The organism is Bordetella petrii, from assembly GCF_017356245.1.
Lineage (GTDB): Bacteria > Pseudomonadota > Gammaproteobacteria > Burkholderiales > Burkholderiaceae_B > Bordetella_A > Bordetella_A petrii_D.
This window is the reverse complement of record NZ_JAFMZZ010000004.1, coordinates 616,395-630,603: the sequence shown is the minus strand read 5'-3', so window position 1 is coordinate 630,603 and position 14,209 is coordinate 616,395. Positions and strand designations below refer to the sequence as shown.

At 67.4% G+C, this 14,209-nt stretch carries 12 protein-coding genes, 3 tRNA genes and 1 pseudogene; 14 read left to right on the top strand and 2 right to left on the bottom strand.

What is annotated here, in order from left to right:
• Positions 1-8: 8 nt before the first annotated feature.
• The 11 genes and pseudogenes from J2P76_RS21110 to J2P76_RS21060 all read left to right on the top strand — a co-directional run bounded on the left by J2P76_RS21110 (position 9) and on the right by J2P76_RS21060 (position 8,635).
• Positions 9-809, top strand: a complete 801-nt coding sequence (locus J2P76_RS21110; RefSeq protein ID WP_207409796.1) for a ParA family protein — start codon at positions 9-11, stop codon at positions 807-809.
• A 179-nt stretch (positions 810-988) separates the two neighbouring features.
• The gene (locus J2P76_RS21105; RefSeq protein ID WP_207409795.1) at positions 989-1,900 is read left to right on the top strand and encodes a ParB/RepB/Spo0J family partition protein; all 912 of its coding nucleotides are present in this window, start codon (positions 989-991) and stop codon (positions 1,898-1,900) included.
• Positions 1,893-2,897 carry an asparaginase gene (locus tag J2P76_RS21100; protein WP_207409794.1) on the top strand — a complete coding sequence of 335 codons (1,005 nt, stop codon included), beginning with the start codon at positions 1,893-1,895 and terminating at the stop codon, positions 2,895-2,897. Before J2P76_RS21105 ends, J2P76_RS21100 begins: the two co-directional genes overlap by 8 nt.
• Before the next feature lie 62 nt (positions 2,898-2,959).
• Positions 2,960-3,046, top strand: a tRNA-Tyr gene (locus J2P76_RS21095).
• A gap of 121 nt (positions 3,047-3,167) precedes the next feature.
• A tRNA-Gly gene (locus tag J2P76_RS21090) sits at positions 3,168-3,241 on the top strand.
• Positions 3,242-3,247: 6 nt separating this feature from the next.
• Positions 3,248-3,322, top strand: a tRNA-Thr gene (locus tag J2P76_RS21085).
• A gap of 54 nt (positions 3,323-3,376) precedes the next feature.
• A pseudogene (locus J2P76_RS21080) lies at positions 3,377-3,439 on the top strand (GTP-binding protein); the annotation flags it as partial.
• Between the two features lie 273 nt (positions 3,440-3,712).
• Positions 3,713-5,371 (top strand): 2,3-epoxybenzoyl-CoA dihydrolase, encoded by a 1,659-nt coding sequence (gene boxC, locus J2P76_RS21075; protein WP_207409793.1) that lies wholly within the window; start codon positions 3,713-3,715, stop codon positions 5,369-5,371.
• Positions 5,372-5,401: 30 nt separating this feature from the next.
• Complete coding sequence (boxB, locus tag J2P76_RS21070; protein ID WP_207409792.1) at positions 5,402-6,829, top strand: benzoyl-CoA 2,3-epoxidase subunit BoxB; 1,428 nt, start codon at positions 5,402-5,404, stop codon at positions 6,827-6,829.
• A 16-nt stretch (positions 6,830-6,845) separates the two neighbouring features.
• A complete protein-coding gene (boxA, locus tag J2P76_RS21065; protein WP_207409791.1) occupies positions 6,846-8,108 on the top strand; it encodes a benzoyl-CoA 2,3-epoxidase subunit BoxA in 1,263 nt (420 codons plus the stop codon).
• An 83-nt stretch (positions 8,109-8,191) separates the two neighbouring features.
• Positions 8,192-8,635, top strand: coding sequence for a MaoC family dehydratase (locus J2P76_RS21060; protein ID WP_207409790.1), 444 nt, complete (start codon positions 8,192-8,194; stop codon positions 8,633-8,635).
• Between the two features lie 81 nt (positions 8,636-8,716).
• On the opposite strand, the gene J2P76_RS21055 is transcribed toward J2P76_RS21060, so the two are convergent.
• Positions 8,717-9,910 (bottom strand): acyl-CoA dehydrogenase, encoded by a 1,194-nt coding sequence (locus tag J2P76_RS21055; RefSeq protein ID WP_207409789.1) that lies wholly within the window; start codon positions 9,908-9,910, stop codon positions 8,717-8,719.
• A gap of 57 nt (positions 9,911-9,967) precedes the next feature.
• Positions 9,968-11,659 carry a thiamine pyrophosphate-binding protein gene (locus tag J2P76_RS21050; protein ID WP_207409788.1) on the bottom strand — a complete coding sequence of 564 codons (1,692 nt, stop codon included), beginning with the start codon at positions 11,657-11,659 and terminating at the stop codon, positions 9,968-9,970.
• 119 nt (positions 11,660-11,778) lie between these two features.
• Here J2P76_RS21050 and J2P76_RS21045 point away from each other — a divergent pair, with 119 nt between their 5' ends.
• The 3 genes from J2P76_RS21045 (at position 11,779) to ybaK (ending at position 14,197) form a co-directional block, all read left to right on the top strand.
• On the top strand, positions 11,779-12,654 hold the full coding sequence (locus J2P76_RS21045) for a LysR substrate-binding domain-containing protein (protein ID WP_207409787.1): 876 nt from the start codon (positions 11,779-11,781) through the stop codon (positions 12,652-12,654).
• A 46-nt stretch (positions 12,655-12,700) separates the two neighbouring features.
• A complete protein-coding gene (gene xerD, locus J2P76_RS21040) occupies positions 12,701-13,633 on the top strand; it encodes a site-specific tyrosine recombinase XerD (protein WP_207409786.1) in 933 nt (310 codons plus the stop codon).
• A gap of 75 nt (positions 13,634-13,708) precedes the next feature.
• Entirely contained in the window at positions 13,709-14,197 is a 489-nt protein-coding gene (gene ybaK, locus J2P76_RS21035; RefSeq protein ID WP_207409785.1) for a Cys-tRNA(Pro) deacylase, read from the top strand.
• The last annotated feature ends 12 nt before the right edge of the window (positions 14,198-14,209 follow it).

Here is a 14,209-nt window from a genome sequence, read left to right as displayed (position 1 = left end):
GGAACTCTATGAACACCACATCGTCCAGCCCGCGTGGCGCCCGCGTATTCTGCATTGCGAACCAGAAAGGCGGCGTCGGCAAGACCACCACCGCCATCAACCTGGCGGCGGGCCTGGCCACCTATGGCAAGCGGGTGCTGCTGGTAGACCTCGATCCGCAGGGCAACGCCACCATGGGCAGCGGCATCGACAAAAGCAGCCTGGAATCCAATCTGTACCAGGTGCTGATCGGCGATGCGTCCATCGAGCAGGCCCGCGTACGGTCCGAAGCAGGGGGCTACGACGTACTGCCCGCCAACCGCGAACTTTCCGGCGCCGAGATCGACCTGGTCAACATGGACGAGCGCGAACGCCAGCTGAAATCGGCCATCGACAACATCGTCGACCAATACGATTTCGTGCTCATCGACTGCCCGCCCACCTTGTCGCTGCTTACCCTCAACGGCCTGGCGGCCGCGCACGGGGTCATCATTCCCATGCAGTGCGAATACTTCGCGCTCGAAGGGCTGTCCGACCTGGTCAACACCATCAAGCGCGTGCACCGCAACATCAACGGCGAGCTGCGATTGATCGGTCTGTTGCGTGTCATGTTCGACCCGCGCATGACACTGCAGCAGCAGGTATCGGCCCAGCTTGAATCGCACTTCGGAGACAAGGTGTTTTCCACGGTCATTCCCCGTAACGTCCGTCTGGCGGAAGCGCCCAGCTACGGCCTGCCCGGCGTGGTGTACGACCAGGCCTCGCGCGGGGCCCAGGCCTATATTTCCTTCGGCGCCGAGATGGTCAAGCGCGTCGAAACCATGGATTGATGCCGCGCCATGGACGCCTTCCTCGCCATGCTGGGGTTATCCACACGTTCACCGCGTTCGCGGCCGGGCGTATCGTTCCAGTTTGCGCCTGAAGGGGGCGTTGCCGTGGTCGGCGCCCTGGCATGCGGTCCGCAAGGCGGCCGCAGCAAGAATCGAAAGTTGTAAAAGGATCACTCGACATGGCCACCAAAAAACCCAAGGGTCTGGGCCGCGGGCTGGATGCCCTGCTCGGCGCAGACGGGCCCGCTATCGATACCATCGGCAAAGCCCCGGCCAAGGCCGAAGGGCCGCCGTCGACGCTGCCCGTCATCAAGATGCGGGCCGGCAAATACCAGCCGCGCACGCGCATGGACGAAGGCGCCCTGAACGAACTGGCCGAATCCATCCGCACCCAGGGCATCATGCAGCCCATCCTGGTGCGCGCGCTCAGCGACGACCCGGGCCACTATGAAATCATTGCCGGCGAACGCCGGTTCCGCGCCGCCCAGCTGGCAGGCCTTAAAGAAGTGCCCGTGCTGGTGCGCGAAGTCGCCGACGAAAACGCCGCGGTCATGGCGCTGATCGAAAACATCCAGCGCGAAGACCTCAATCCCCTCGAAGAAGCGCAGGGCGTGCGCCGCCTGCTCGACGAGTTCGGCCTCACGCACGAACAGGCCGCCCAGGCCATCGGCCGCTCGCGTTCGGCCACCAGCAACCTGCTGCGTCTGATGAACCTGGCTGCCGCGGTGCAAACCATGCTGCTGGCCGGCGACATCGACATGGGCCACGCGCGCGCGCTGCTGGCGGTCGATGCCGCCATGCAGATCCAGTTGGCCAACCAGATCATCGCCAAGCGCCTGTCGGTGCGCGAAGCCGAAAAGCTGGTCGCCAAAACCGCCAAAGAATCCGAAGCGGCGCCGCGCAAGAAAAGCAATGGCGCCTCGCGCGATGTGGCGCGCCTCGAAGAAGCCCTGTCCGACCAGTTGGGCACGCGCGTGGCCCTGAAAGTGGGCGCCCGTGACAAGGGCCAGATCGTCATCGATTTCCACGGCTGGGAACATCTCAACTCGCTGCTCGAGCGCCAGGGTCTGTCCGGGGTGCTGGATGCCTGAAGCCCGCCTGCCGGCAATTGCCGTGCTGGCAACCGGCGGCACGATCGCTGGCGCCCAGGCTGACACCGCGTCGCACGCCTACCGTGCCGGCGCGCTGGACGTCGGCCAGCTGCTGGACGCCGTGCCCGGCCTGGCCGGGCTGGCGCGCATACAGGCCGAGCAGGTGGCCAGTGTCGGCAGCCAGAACATGACGCATGGCGTATGGGCCAGCCTGGCGCGCCGCATCGAGGCATTGTGCGGCGATCCGGCGGTCGATGGCATCGTCGTCACCCACGGCACCGACACCCTCGAAGAAACCGCGTATTTCCTCAGCCTGGTCATACGCCACGACAAGCCGCTGGTGCTGGTCGGCGCAATGCGGCCGGCCACCGCGCCAGGGGCCGACGGGCCGGCCAATCTGTTCCACGCCGTGGCTCTGGCCGGCTGTGCCGCCGCGCGCGGGCGCGGGCCGCTGGTCGTCATGAACGAAGACATCCACTATGCGCGCGAGGTGCAAAAAATCGCCTGCGCGGGCGTCAACGCCTTTGCCTCGCCTAATCGCGGCAGGGCAGGGGTCATGCGCGGCGCGCAGGCCAGCTTCTTTTCGCGCAACGACACCGTGCATTCCGGCGCCAGCGCCTTTTCGCTGGAAGCCCTCGACGCCGCCGGCTGGCCCCGCGTCGACATCGTCCACGCCGGGGTCGACCTGGGCGCCGACCTGATCGACTTTCTCGCCACGCGCGCACGCGGCATCGTGCTGGCGGGGGTGGGCGACGGCAATGCCACCGATGTCGCCCTGCAGGCGCTGCGGCGCGCGGCGGCCGGCGGGGTGGCCGTGGTGCGCGCCAGCCGCACGGGCAGCGGCCGGGTCGGCCGCAACGTCGAAGTCGATGACGCCGCCGCCGGCTTCATCGCCGCAGGCGAACTCAGCCCTCAAAAAGCCCGCATCCTGCTGATGCTGGGCCTGTCGCTGACCCGCGACCCGGCCAGGCTGCAGGATTTCTTTGATCGCTACTAGGCCGGCGCGCCACCTGATTTGACTTCCAGTTTAAAAGTGTCCATAATCCCTAGTTCTCCGCTGGAGGGGTGCCCGAGTGGTTAAAGGGGGCAGACTGTAAATCTGTTGGCCTTGCGCCTACGTTGGTTCGAATCCAACCTCCTCCACCAGAGACCCATATTCCGAATCCAGGCTTGGGCCTGGATTCTCAATGTAAGGCCCAGGTTTTTCCGCACGGTTCGCTGTGCGGCGGGCACTGCAGAATACGGGCGAGTGGTGAAAGGGTAGCCTGCGGGTGTAGCTCAATGGTAGAGCAGAAGCCTTCCAAGCTTACGACGAGGGTTCGATTCCCTTCACCCGCTCCAGAATTTGCCCATGTGGCTCAGTGGTAGAGCACTCCCTTGGTAAGGGAGAGGTCACGCGTTCGATCCGCGTCATGGGCACCACTACTTTTTGTTCTCTTCTTAGTCAGAAGCTTCAATCCAGGTCAGGAGTCAGCCATGGCAAAAGGCAAGTTTGAACGTACCAAGCCGCACGTGAACGTGGGTACGATTGGTCACGTTGANGCGCCCTCGGCCTGCTGCGCAGGCTGCCCCGCCGCCCAACGCGCCGACACCGCCCGGCCGGACGGCGCGGGACTCGATCAGTGAATTCGGGCCGCCGCACGGCATCTATCGAGCCTGATGCCTGGGCATGCCTGTGCAACCCTTCTCGGTATCGGCCTGCACTTTTCTGCATGTTTTGCTTGACGAGCTTTTTTTTGTGCACTAATCTGCACTTTAATTCATCAAATGCAGTATTTTTCATGTCACGGCAAGATTCAGGAGAGCGCATCTATGAGCAGCCCCACCTCCCGCGTGGACTTCCAGACGGAGCCGGCCCGCTACCGGCACTGGAAGCTGAAATTCGACGGCGCGACCGCCACGCTGGCCATGGATGTGGCCGAAGACGGCGGCCTGCGCCCCGGCTACAAGCTCAAGCTGAATTCCTACGACCTGGGGGTCGATATCGAGCTGCATGACGCCCTGCAGCGCATCCGCTTCGAACACCCCGAGGTGCGCACGGTGGTGGTGACCAGCATGAAAGACCGCATCTTCTGTTCGGGCGCCAACATCTTCATGCTGGGGCTGTCGTCGCATGCCTGGAAGGTGAACTTCTGCAAGTTCACCAACGAAACCCGCAATGGTATTGAAGACTCCAGCCGCCACAGCGGGCTGAAGTTCATTGCCGCGCTGAACGGCGCCTGCGCGGGGGGCGGGTATGAACTGGCGCTGGCCTGCGACGAGATATTCCTGGTGGACGACCGCTCTTCCGCGGTGGCCCTGCCCGAAGTGCCGCTGCTGGGCGTGCTGCCGGGCACGGGCGGCCTGACCCGCGTGACCGACAAACGCCGGGTGCGGCACGACCACGCCGACATCTTCTGCACCTTGGTCGAAGGCGTGCGCGGCCAGCGCGCCAAAGACTGGCGGCTGGTCGACCAGGTGGTCAAGCCGGCCCAGTTCGACGCCGCGGTGCAGGCGCGCGCGGCCGAGCTGGCGGCTGCCAGCGACCGCCCCGCGCAAGAGCACGGGGTCGCGCTGACGCCGCTGGAGCGCTCCGAAACCGGCAGCCGCCTGTCGTACCGCTATGTCGACGTGGCGTTCGACCGCGCCGCGCGCCTGGCCACCTGGACCATCCGCGGCCCGCAGGCGCCGGTGGAGCAGGACATCGACGCCATCGTGGCGGCCGGCGCGGCCTGGTGGCCGCTGCAGATGGCGCGCGAGCTCGACGACGCCATCCTCGGCCTGCGCACCAACGAGCCCGACCTGGGCACCTGGGTTTTCAAGACCGAAGGCGACAGCGCGGCCGTGCTGGCCGCCGACGCGGCCCTGCAGCAGCACGCCGGCCACTGGTTCGTGCGCGAGACCGCCGGCATGCTGCGCCGCACGCTGGCGCGCCTGGATGTGACCTCGCGCTCGATCTTCGCGCTGATCGAGCCGGGCTCGTGCTTCGCCGGCACGCTGTTCGAGCTGGCCCTGGCCGCCGACCGCATCTACATGCTGGATGACGAAGACGCCGACGCGCCGGCACAGATCGTGGTGGACGAACGCAACTTCGGCGCCTATCCGCTGGTGAACGGGCAAAGCCGCCTGCAGCGCCGCTTTTATGAAGAAACGCTGCCGCTCGAAGCCGTGCGCGCCGCCGCGGGGCAGCTGCTGCCCGCCACGCGCGCGCTGGAACTGGGCCTGGTCACGTTCGCGCCCGACAGTATCGACTGGGACGACGAAGTACGCCTGGCGCTGGAAGAGCGCCGCGCGCTGTCGCCCGACGCGCTGACCGGGCTCGAGGCCAACCTGCGCTTCGGCGGCCGCGAAACCATGGAAACCCGCATCTTCGGCCGCCTGACCGCCTGGCAGAACTGGATATTCAACCGCCCCAACGCCGCGGGTGAAAAGGGCGCGCTGAAGCTGTACGGCAAGGGCGAGCAGGCTTCATTTGACTGGAATCGGGTGTAGACCCCACCGCCCATCACGGAGAGAGCAGACATGTCCGGCATCAATTACAGTGACAAGATCCCCAACAACGTCAACCTGTCCGGCGACCGCGCCCTGCAGCGCGCGCTGGAACACTGGCAGCCCAATTACCTGCAGTGGTGGCAGGACATGGGGCCCGACGGCTCGCACGGTTTCGACGTGTACCTGCGCACCGCCGTCAGTGTCGAGCCCGACGGCTGGGCGCATTTCGACCATGTGAAGATGCCCGACTATCGCTGGGGCATCTTCCTGGCCCCGCAGGACGGCCAGCGCAAGATCCATTTCGGCGAGAACCTGGGCCGCGACGTGTGGCAGGACGTGCCGGGCGAACACCGCGCCAACCTGCGCCGCATCATCGTCACGCAGGGCGACACCGAGCCCGCGTCGATCGAGCAGCAGCGCCACCTGGGCATGACCGCGCCGTCGCAGTACGACCTGCGCAACCTGTTCCAGATCAACGTCGAAGAAGGCCGCCACCTGTGGGCTATGGTGTACCTGCTGCACCGCTACTTCGGCCGCGACGGCCGCGAAGAGGCCGACGCGCTGCTCGAGCGCAGCTCGGGCGACGCCGACAACCCGCGCATCCTGGGCGCCTTCAATGAAAAGACGCCCGACTGGCTGGCGTTCTACATGTTCACCTACTTTACCGACCGCGACGGCAAGTTCCAGTTGTGCGCCCTGGCCGAGTCGGGTTTCGACCCGCTGGCCCGCACCACCAAGTTCATGCTGACCGAAGAGGCGCACCACATGTTCGTGGGCGAGTCGGGCGTGTCGCGCATCATCCAGCGCACCTGCGAAGTGATGAAGCAGCTCAAGACCGACGACCCCGCCACCGTGCGCGCCGCCGGCGTGATCGACCTGCCCACCATCCAGCGCTACCTGAACTTCCACTACAGCGTCACCATCGACCTGTTCGGCGCCGACCAGTCGTCCAACGCCGCCATTTTCTACAGCTCGGGCCTGAAAGGCCGCTACGAAGAGGGCAAGCGCACCGACGACCACCAGCTCAAGAACGACACCTACCGCGTGCTGAGCGTGGACGGCGGCAAGCTGCGCGAAATCGAAGTGCCCATGCTGAATGCGCTGAACGAAGTGCTGCGCGACGACTTCATCCGCGACTCGATGGCCGGCGTCGGGCGCTGGAACAAGGTTATCGAGAAAAGCGGCCTACCGTTCCGCCTGTCGGTGCCGCACAAGGCCTTCAACCGGCAGATCGGCACCCTGGCCGGCATCCGCGTCGCGCCCGAAGGCGAGGTGCTCGGCGAATCGCAATGGCAGGCCCACCGCGACAAGTGGCTGCCCACCGCGGAAGACCGCGCCTTCGTGGCCTCGCTGATGGGCCGCGTGGACGAGCCGGGCAAGTTCGCCAACTGGATCGCGCCCCCCGTCATGGGCGTGAACCGCCAGCCGGTGAACTTCGAGTACGTGCGCTTCAACTAGGAACAGGAGCCCGGCAATGAATGCCCCCTTGCCGCCCGAAGTGCTCAAGCAGCACCTGATCGACCCCGAGATCTGCATCCGCTGCAACACGTGCGAGGAAACCTGCCCCATCGACGCCATCACGCACGATGGCACCAACTATGTGGTGGACCCGGACATCTGCAACGGCTGCATGGCCTGCGTGCCGCCATGCCCGACCGGGTCGATCGACAACTGGCGGCTGGTGCTGCGCGCCGAGGCGTACAGCGTGCAGGACCAGTTCGGCTGGGACGAGCTGCCCGGCGAAAAACCGCTGCCGGCCGGCCAGGACGCCGGCGCCGCGGCGGACACGGCGGCGGATGCCGCCCAGCCGGCGGCGAGCGCGCCCGAGGCGGCGCCGCCTATGCCCGCCGCGCAGTTGCCGGGCGCCAGCATTCCGCCGTGGTCGGCCGCGCATCCGTACGTGAACCTGTATACGCACAAGACCCCCGCCATTGCCACGGTGGTGGGCAACTATCGCGTCACCGACGCGGACACCGACAGCGACATCCATCACATCGTGCTGGATTTCGGCAGCCTGCCGTTTCCGGTGCTGGAAGGGCAGTCCATCGGCATCCTGCCGCCGGGCGCCGATGCCCAGGGGCGCCCGCACCACGCGCGCCAGTATTCGCTGGCCAGCCCGCGCGACGGCGAGCGGGCCGGCTACAACAACCTGTCGCTGACGGTCAAGCGCGTTACCGAAGACCACCAGGGCCAGCCGGCGCTGGGCGTGTGTTCGAACTACCTGTGCGACCTGGCCAGGAACGACACCGTGCAGGTGATCGGGCCGTTCGGCAATACCTTCCTGATGCCCAACCACGCGCGCGCCAACTTGATGATGATCTGCACCGGCACCGGTTCGGCCCCCATGCGCGCCATGACCGAGCGCTGCCGCCGCCGCATCGAGCGCGGCACCAACGGGCGGCTGATGCTGTTCTTCGGCGCGCGCACGCAGCGCGAGTTGCCGTACTTCGGCCCGCTGATGAAGCTGCCGCGCGATTTCATCGACATCAACCTGGCGCTGTCGCGCGATGCCTCACAGCCGCGCCGCTACGTGCAGGACCTGATTCGCGAGCGCGCCGCCGATGTGCTGGAGCTGCTGGCCGACGCCAACACCTGTATTTATGTCTGCGGCCTGAAGGGCATGGAGACCGGCGTGCTGGACGCCTTGCGCGACGTGGCCGTGCAAGCCGGCCAGGATTGGACTATTCTGCATGATGCGTTGCGCCGCGAGGGGCGGCTGCATTTCGAAACCTATTAGCCGGCGCGCGCCCGCAACGCGGCCCGCACCGGCCAGATGCTCCGGCGTGCCCTGGCACGCCGGTTTCCATTCGAGAAGCCGACATGAAGTTCGCAGAATTCAAGGAAGGCATGCTGATCCAGGCAGGTCCGGTCACCGTGACCGAAGCCGAGATGCTGCATTTTGCCCGCCAGTACGACCCGCAATGGTTCCACACCGACGTCGAGCGCGCCGCGCAGGGACGCTGGGGCGGGCTGATCGCCAGCGGCTGGCATACCTGCGCCCTGGCCATGCGCATGGCGGTCGATGCCGCTCTGCACGATTCGGAATCGTTCGGCTCGCCGGGCCTGGGCGAAGTGCGCTGGCGCGTGCCGGTGCGCCCGGGCGACACCCTGCGCCTGGATGCGCGTGTGCAAGCGGTGCGCCGCTCGACCTCGCGCGCCGACCTGGGCATCATTTCATGGAGCTGGATCGTGCTGAACCAGCACGACGAAGCCGTACTGGAACTCGACGCCACCAGCCTGTTCGACCTGGGCGAGGGCGCCTAGCCGCGCAGCGGCCGGCCTGCATCCAGGTGTCGGGCACCTGCGGTGCCTGACACCTGGATCGACCTCGACCGCCGCGGCGGCTCAGCTGAACGCCTGGATGCCCGTCTGGGCGCGGCCCAGGATCAGGGCGTGCACGTCGTGCGTGCCTTCGTAGGTGTTGACCACTTCCAGGTTCACCAGGTGGCGGGCCACGCCGAATTCGTCGGAAATGCCGTTGCCGCCCAGCATGTCGCGCGCCAGGCGCGCGATGTCCAGCGCCTTGCCGCACGAGTTGCGCTTCATGATCGAGGTGATTTCCACCGCGGCCGTGCCTTCGTCTTTCATGCGGCCCAGGCGCAGGCAGCCCTGCAGGCCCAGCGTGATCTCGGTCTGCATGTCGGCCAGCTTTTTCTGGATCAGCTGGTTGGCCGCCAGCGGGCGGCCGAACTGCTTGCGGTCTAGCGTGTACTGGCGCGCGGTGTGCCAGCAGGCCTCGGCCGCGCCCAGCGCGCCCCAGGCGATGCCGAAGCGCGCCGAATTCAGGCAGGTGAAGGGGCCGCGCAGGCCGGATACGTCAGGCAGCATCTGCTCGGCCGACACTTCGACTTCGTCCATGACGATCTCGCCGGTGACCGAGGCGCGCAGGCCCACCTTGCCGTGGATGGCCGGGGCCGACAGGCCCTTCATGCCTTTTTCCAGGATGAAGCCGCGGATCTTGCCGTCGTAGTCGCCGCCCACGCACTTGGCCCACACCACGAACACATCGGCGATGGGCGAGTTGGTGATCCACATCTTGTTGCCGGATACCTTGTAGCCGCTGTCGGTCAGCACGGCGCGGGTTTCCATGCCGTTGGGGTCCGAGCCGTGGTTGGGCTCGGTCAGGCCGAAGCAGCCGATCCATTCGCCGCTGGCCAGCTTGGGCAGGTATTTCTGCTTTTGCGCTTCGCTGCCGAATTCATTGATGGGCACCATCACCAGCGACGACTGCACGCTCATCATCGAGCGGTAGCCGGAATCGATGCGTTCGACCTCGCGGGCGATCAGGCCATAGCTGACGTAGTTCAGCCCGGCGCCGCCGTATTCGGTGGGGATGGTGGCGCCCAGCAGGCCCAGCTCGCCCATTTCGGCGAAGATCTTCGGGTCGGTCTGCTCGTTGCGGAAGGCGTTGAGCACCCGCGGCGCCAGCTTGTCTTGCGCGTAGGCCGCGGCGGCGTCGCGCACCATGCGTTCTTCGTCGGTGAGCTGCTGGTCGAGCAGCAACGGGTCTTGCCAGTGGAAAGAAGGATTCGAGGACATGGGGCGAGTCTCCGGTATGTATGTGGGAATAGGGGAATTGGTGAGCGCCGCGCCCGCTTACTTGCGGGCCTGCAGCGCCGCGTCGCGGATTTTTTCCAGCGTGGTCGACGGCGAGATGGTTTCGGGGTCGAGCAGGCAGTGCAGGATGGCCGGCTTGCCGCTGGCCAGCGCGCGTTCGAAGGCCGGCCCGAACTGCTCGCTGCTTTCAACCCGTTCGCCATGGCCGCCGAAGGCCTGCGCATACGCGGCGAAATCGGGGTTCTGCAGCGCCGTGGCCGATACGCGGCCGGGGTAGTGCTTTTCCTGGTGCATGCGGATGGTGCCGTACATGCCGTTGTCGACCAGCACCACGATGATGGGCAGGCCGTACTGCACGGCGGTGGCGAATTCCTGGCCGTGCATCATGAAGCAGCCGTCGCCGGCAAAGCACACCACGGTTTTTTCAGGCTGGACCCGCTTGGCCCCCACGGCGGCCGGCAGGCCGTAGCCCATGGAGCCCGAGGTGGGCGCCAATTGCGTGCCGTAGCGGGTAAAGCGGTGAAAGCGGTGCAGCCAGGTGGCATAGTTGCCAGCGCCGTTGGTCATGATGGCGTCGGCCGGCAGGGTGCGTTCCAGGTAGGCCATGACCTCGCCCATTTGCAGCGCGCCCGGCGTGCGCACCTTGGCCGGATCGCTCCAGTCCAGGTACGACTGGCGCAGCGCGGCGGTGCCGTCGGCCCAGGCCGGCTGCGCCGGACCCTGCACGCCGGCCAGCGCGCGCGCGAAGGCGGCCGGCGATGTGTTGACGGCCAGCGTGGCGCGGTAGACGCGGCCCAGTTCGGCGCTGTCGGGATGCACGTGCACCAGCTTCTGGCGCGGCACCGGGATGTCCAGCAGCGTATAGGCCTGGCTGGGGCTTTCCGACATGCGCCCGCCTACCAGCAGCACCAGGTCGGCATCGGCCACGCGCTTGGCCAGCGCGGGGTTGATGCCCAGGCCCACGTCGCCGATGAAGCAGGGGTGGTCGGCCGGGAACAGCATCTGGCGGCGGAACGACACCGCCGTGGGCAGCGCCAGGCGCTGCGCGAAGTCGGCGAACTGGGCCACCGCCTCGGCGCTCCAGCGCGAGCCGCCCAGAATGGCCACGGGCGCGCGGGCCTGCGACAGCAGCTGCTGCAGTTCGTCGAGCTGGCCGGCGGCCGGCGCCGTGTCGATCACCTCGTAGCGCGGCGCGTCGGCCACGCTGGCGGTCTCGGTCAGCATGTCTTCGGGCAGCGCGATCACCACGGGCCCGGGGCGGCCCGAGGTGGCCACATGGAAGGCGCGCGACACCAGCTCGGGGATGCGCTCGACCTGGTCGATCTCGGTGACCCACTTGGCCTGCGTGCCGAACACGGCGCGGTAGTCCATTTCCTGGAACGCTTCGCGCTCGCGCATGCCGCGCTCGATCTGGCCCACGAACAGGATCAGCGGGGTGGAGTCCTGTTTGGCGATGTGGATGCCGGCCATGGCGTTGGCCGCGCCCGGGCCGCGCGTGACCATGCAGATGCCCGGCTCGCCGGTCAGCTTGCCGTGCGCGTCGGCCATCATGGCCGCGCCGCCTTCCTGGCGGCACACGGTCACGTCGATCTGCGCGTCGTGCAGGCCGTCCAGCACGGCCAGGTAGCTTTCGCCGGGCACGCAGAACACATGCTTGACGCCGTGGGCGGCCAGCTGGTCGACCAGGATGTGCCCGCCCAGGCGGGGAGTGGGGGAGGTAGAAGTCGTCATAATCAGCCAGAATTCAAGCCGTCGAGAATAATGTTCCTGGGTTGCACAATGCAATTGATAAAATTGCACAATGTAGTGACCTGCCGGCACGTCGTCCCGCAGATAAACGCTATCTTCCCATGAGAAACGGCATTCCCAATCTCAGCGCCCTGCAGGCCTTCGAGGCGTCGGCCCGCCTGGGCAGCTTTTCGCGCGCCGCCGAAGAGCTGGCGCTGACGCACAGCGCCGTGTACCGCCAGGTGGCCAGCCTCGAGGCGCGCCTGGGCGTGCAGCTGTTCACGCGGGTGCGCCGCCGCATCGTGCTGACCGAACACGGCGCCGAGTATGCCGGGCGCATCCGCCACCATCTGGACCAGATCGAGAAAGACACCTTCGGCCTGGTCAGCCGCACCGGCATGGGCCGCAGCATCCATATTGCGGTGCTGCCCACGCTGGCCACCACCTGGCTGATCCCGCGCCTGGCCGGCTTCCAGCGGCAGCACCCCGACATCACCGTCAGCCTGTCGGTGCGCACGCTGCCGTTCCAGTTCAAAGACCAGCCCTTCGACGGCGCGCTGTACCACGCCAGCGGCATCTGGCCCGGCACACAGGGCGTGCTGCTGTTTCCCGAAAAAGAGCTGGTGCCGGTCTGCGCGCCGCATCTGCCGCGCCGCGCCGAAGACGGCCTGGCGGGGCTTACCCACCTGCACCTGAGTTCGCGCCCCGACGCCTGGCGCCAGTGGTACGGGGCCAACCGCCAGGCCTACGGCCCGCAGGCCGCGGGCGGGCCGCGCTACGAACTGTTCACCATGATGCTGGCGGCCGTGCAGGCCGGCCTGGGCGTGGGGCTGGTGCCGCACTTCCTGGCCCAGCCCGCGCTGCAGGCCGGCGAGTTGGTGCAGCCGGTGCCGCAGGTGCTGGCCGTGGGGCAGGGCTATTACTTCGGCTACCCGCAGCGCGACGAGCGTTCCGACGCCCTGCGCACCTTCGAGGCCTGGTTGAAGTCGGCCGTATAGTCCGTAGAATCAGCGCTCGTGCCGATTCCCTTGCCTTTCGCCCCGCATGCCTAGCGCCGCACCCCTGGCCTCGCAGGCCGATATCGATGCCTTCATCGACGCCGTCTGGCTCGAAGATGGCCTGGCCGCCAACACGCTGGCGGCCTACCGGCGCGACCTCACCGCCTTCGCGCATTGGCTGGAAACCCCGGCCGAACACGGCGGGGCGGCCGCGGCGGGCCTGCTGCGCGATGCGGGCACCGGCGACATCGAAGCCTGGTTCGCCGCGCGCCACGCCGACAGCCGCGCCACCACCGCCAACCGCAGGCTGGCGGCGCTGCGGCGCTTTTATGCCTGGGCGCTGCGCGAACACCGCGCCCAGCGCGACCCCTGCCTGACGCTCAGCGCGGCCAAGCAGCCGCCGCGCATGCCCAAGACGCTGTCCGAAGCGCAGGTCGACGCGCTGCTGCGCGCGCCCGACCTGAATACCGCGCGCGGCCTGCGCGACCGCGCCATGCTGGAAACCCTGTACGCCACCGGCCTGCGCGTATCCGAGCTGGTGAACATCAAGGTGCTCGAAGTCAGCCTGAACGAAGGCGTGGTGCGCGTGGTGATGGGCAAGGGCGGCAAAGACCGGCTGGTGCCGCTGGGCGCCGAGGCGGCGCACTGGATCGACCGCTACCTGCAGGCGGCGCGGCCCGAGCTGGCCGGCATGCGCGTCAGCGACGCGCTGTTTCTTACCGCCCGCGCGCAGTCCATGACGCGCCAGGCCTTCTGGCAACTGATCAAGAAATACGCCATTGTTTCGGGCGTGCGCGCGCCGCTGTCGCCGCACGTGCTGCGGCATGCCTTCGCCACGCACCTGCTCAACCATGGGGCCGACCTGCGCGTGGTGCAGATGCTGCTGGGCCATGCCGACATTTCCACCACGCAAATCTATACGCACGTGGCGCGCGAACGCCTGAAGGCGCTGCACGCCGCGCACCACCCGCGCGCCTGACCCGCGTTGCGCGGCCGGCGGCCGCTGCCTACACTACCGGCTTTTCCGTTCGCCGCACCGCGGCCTGCCGGCGCCATGAGCAAAGCCCGCCACGTATCCGAAACGCCCGCCACCCAGATGCTTAAGCGGCACAAAGTGGCGTACACCGAACACACCTACGACTACGTCGAGCACGGCGGCGCCGGCGAGGCCGCGCGCCAGCTGGGGCTGGACCCGCACGCGGTGGTCAAGACGCTGATCATGGAAGACGAGGCCGCCCGGCCGCTGGTGGTGGTCATGCACGGCGACCGCGAAGTGTCCACCAAGAACCTGGCGCGCCAGGCCGGCCTGAAAAAGGTCGCGCCCTGCCATCCCGAGGCCGCGCAGCGGCATTCCGGCTACCAGGTCGGCGGCACGTCGCCGTTCGGCACGCGCAAGCGCATGCCCGTGTGGGTCGAGGCCCAGGTGCTGGAATATCCCGTGGTGTATATCAATGGCGGGCGGCGCGGCTACCTGGTCGGCATCGACCCCAAGGCGCTGGTCAGCCTGCTGGACGCGCGGCCGGTCTCGGTGGCGCTGGAATAAGCCCGGGCGCCG

What these genes read in the sequence shown, in the direction of transcription:
- J2P76_RS21110 (WP_207409796.1), top strand. Translation starts at nt 9, where the DNA reads ATGAACACCACATCGTCCAGCCCGCGTGGCGCCCGCGTATTCTGCATT.
- J2P76_RS21105 (WP_207409795.1), top strand. Translation starts at nt 989, where the DNA reads ATGGCCACCAAAAAACCCAAGGGTCTGGGCCGCGGGCTGGATGCCCTG.
- J2P76_RS21100 (WP_207409794.1), top strand. Translation starts at nt 1,893, where the DNA reads ATGCCTGAAGCCCGCCTGCCGGCAATTGCCGTGCTGGCAACCGGCGGC.
- boxC (WP_207409793.1), top strand. Translation starts at nt 3,713, where the DNA reads ATGAGCAGCCCCACCTCCCGCGTGGACTTCCAGACGGAGCCGGCCCGC.
- boxB (WP_207409792.1), top strand. Translation starts at nt 5,402, where the DNA reads ATGTCCGGCATCAATTACAGTGACAAGATCCCCAACAACGTCAACCTG.
- boxA (WP_207409791.1), top strand. Translation starts at nt 6,846, where the DNA reads ATGAATGCCCCCTTGCCGCCCGAAGTGCTCAAGCAGCACCTGATCGAC.
- J2P76_RS21060 (WP_207409790.1), top strand. Translation starts at nt 8,192, where the DNA reads ATGAAGTTCGCAGAATTCAAGGAAGGCATGCTGATCCAGGCAGGTCCG.
- J2P76_RS21055 (WP_207409789.1), bottom strand. Translation starts at nt 9,910, where the DNA reads ATGTCCTCGAATCCTTCTTTCCACTGGCAAGACCCGTTGCTGCTCGAC.
- J2P76_RS21050 (WP_207409788.1), bottom strand. Translation starts at nt 11,659, where the DNA reads ATGACGACTTCTACCTCCCCCACTCCCCGCCTGGGCGGGCACATCCTG.
- J2P76_RS21045 (WP_207409787.1), top strand. Translation starts at nt 11,779, where the DNA reads ATGAGAAACGGCATTCCCAATCTCAGCGCCCTGCAGGCCTTCGAGGCG.
- xerD (WP_207409786.1), top strand. Translation starts at nt 12,701, where the DNA reads ATGCCTAGCGCCGCACCCCTGGCCTCGCAGGCCGATATCGATGCCTTC.
- ybaK (WP_207409785.1), top strand. Translation starts at nt 13,709, where the DNA reads ATGAGCAAAGCCCGCCACGTATCCGAAACGCCCGCCACCCAGATGCTT.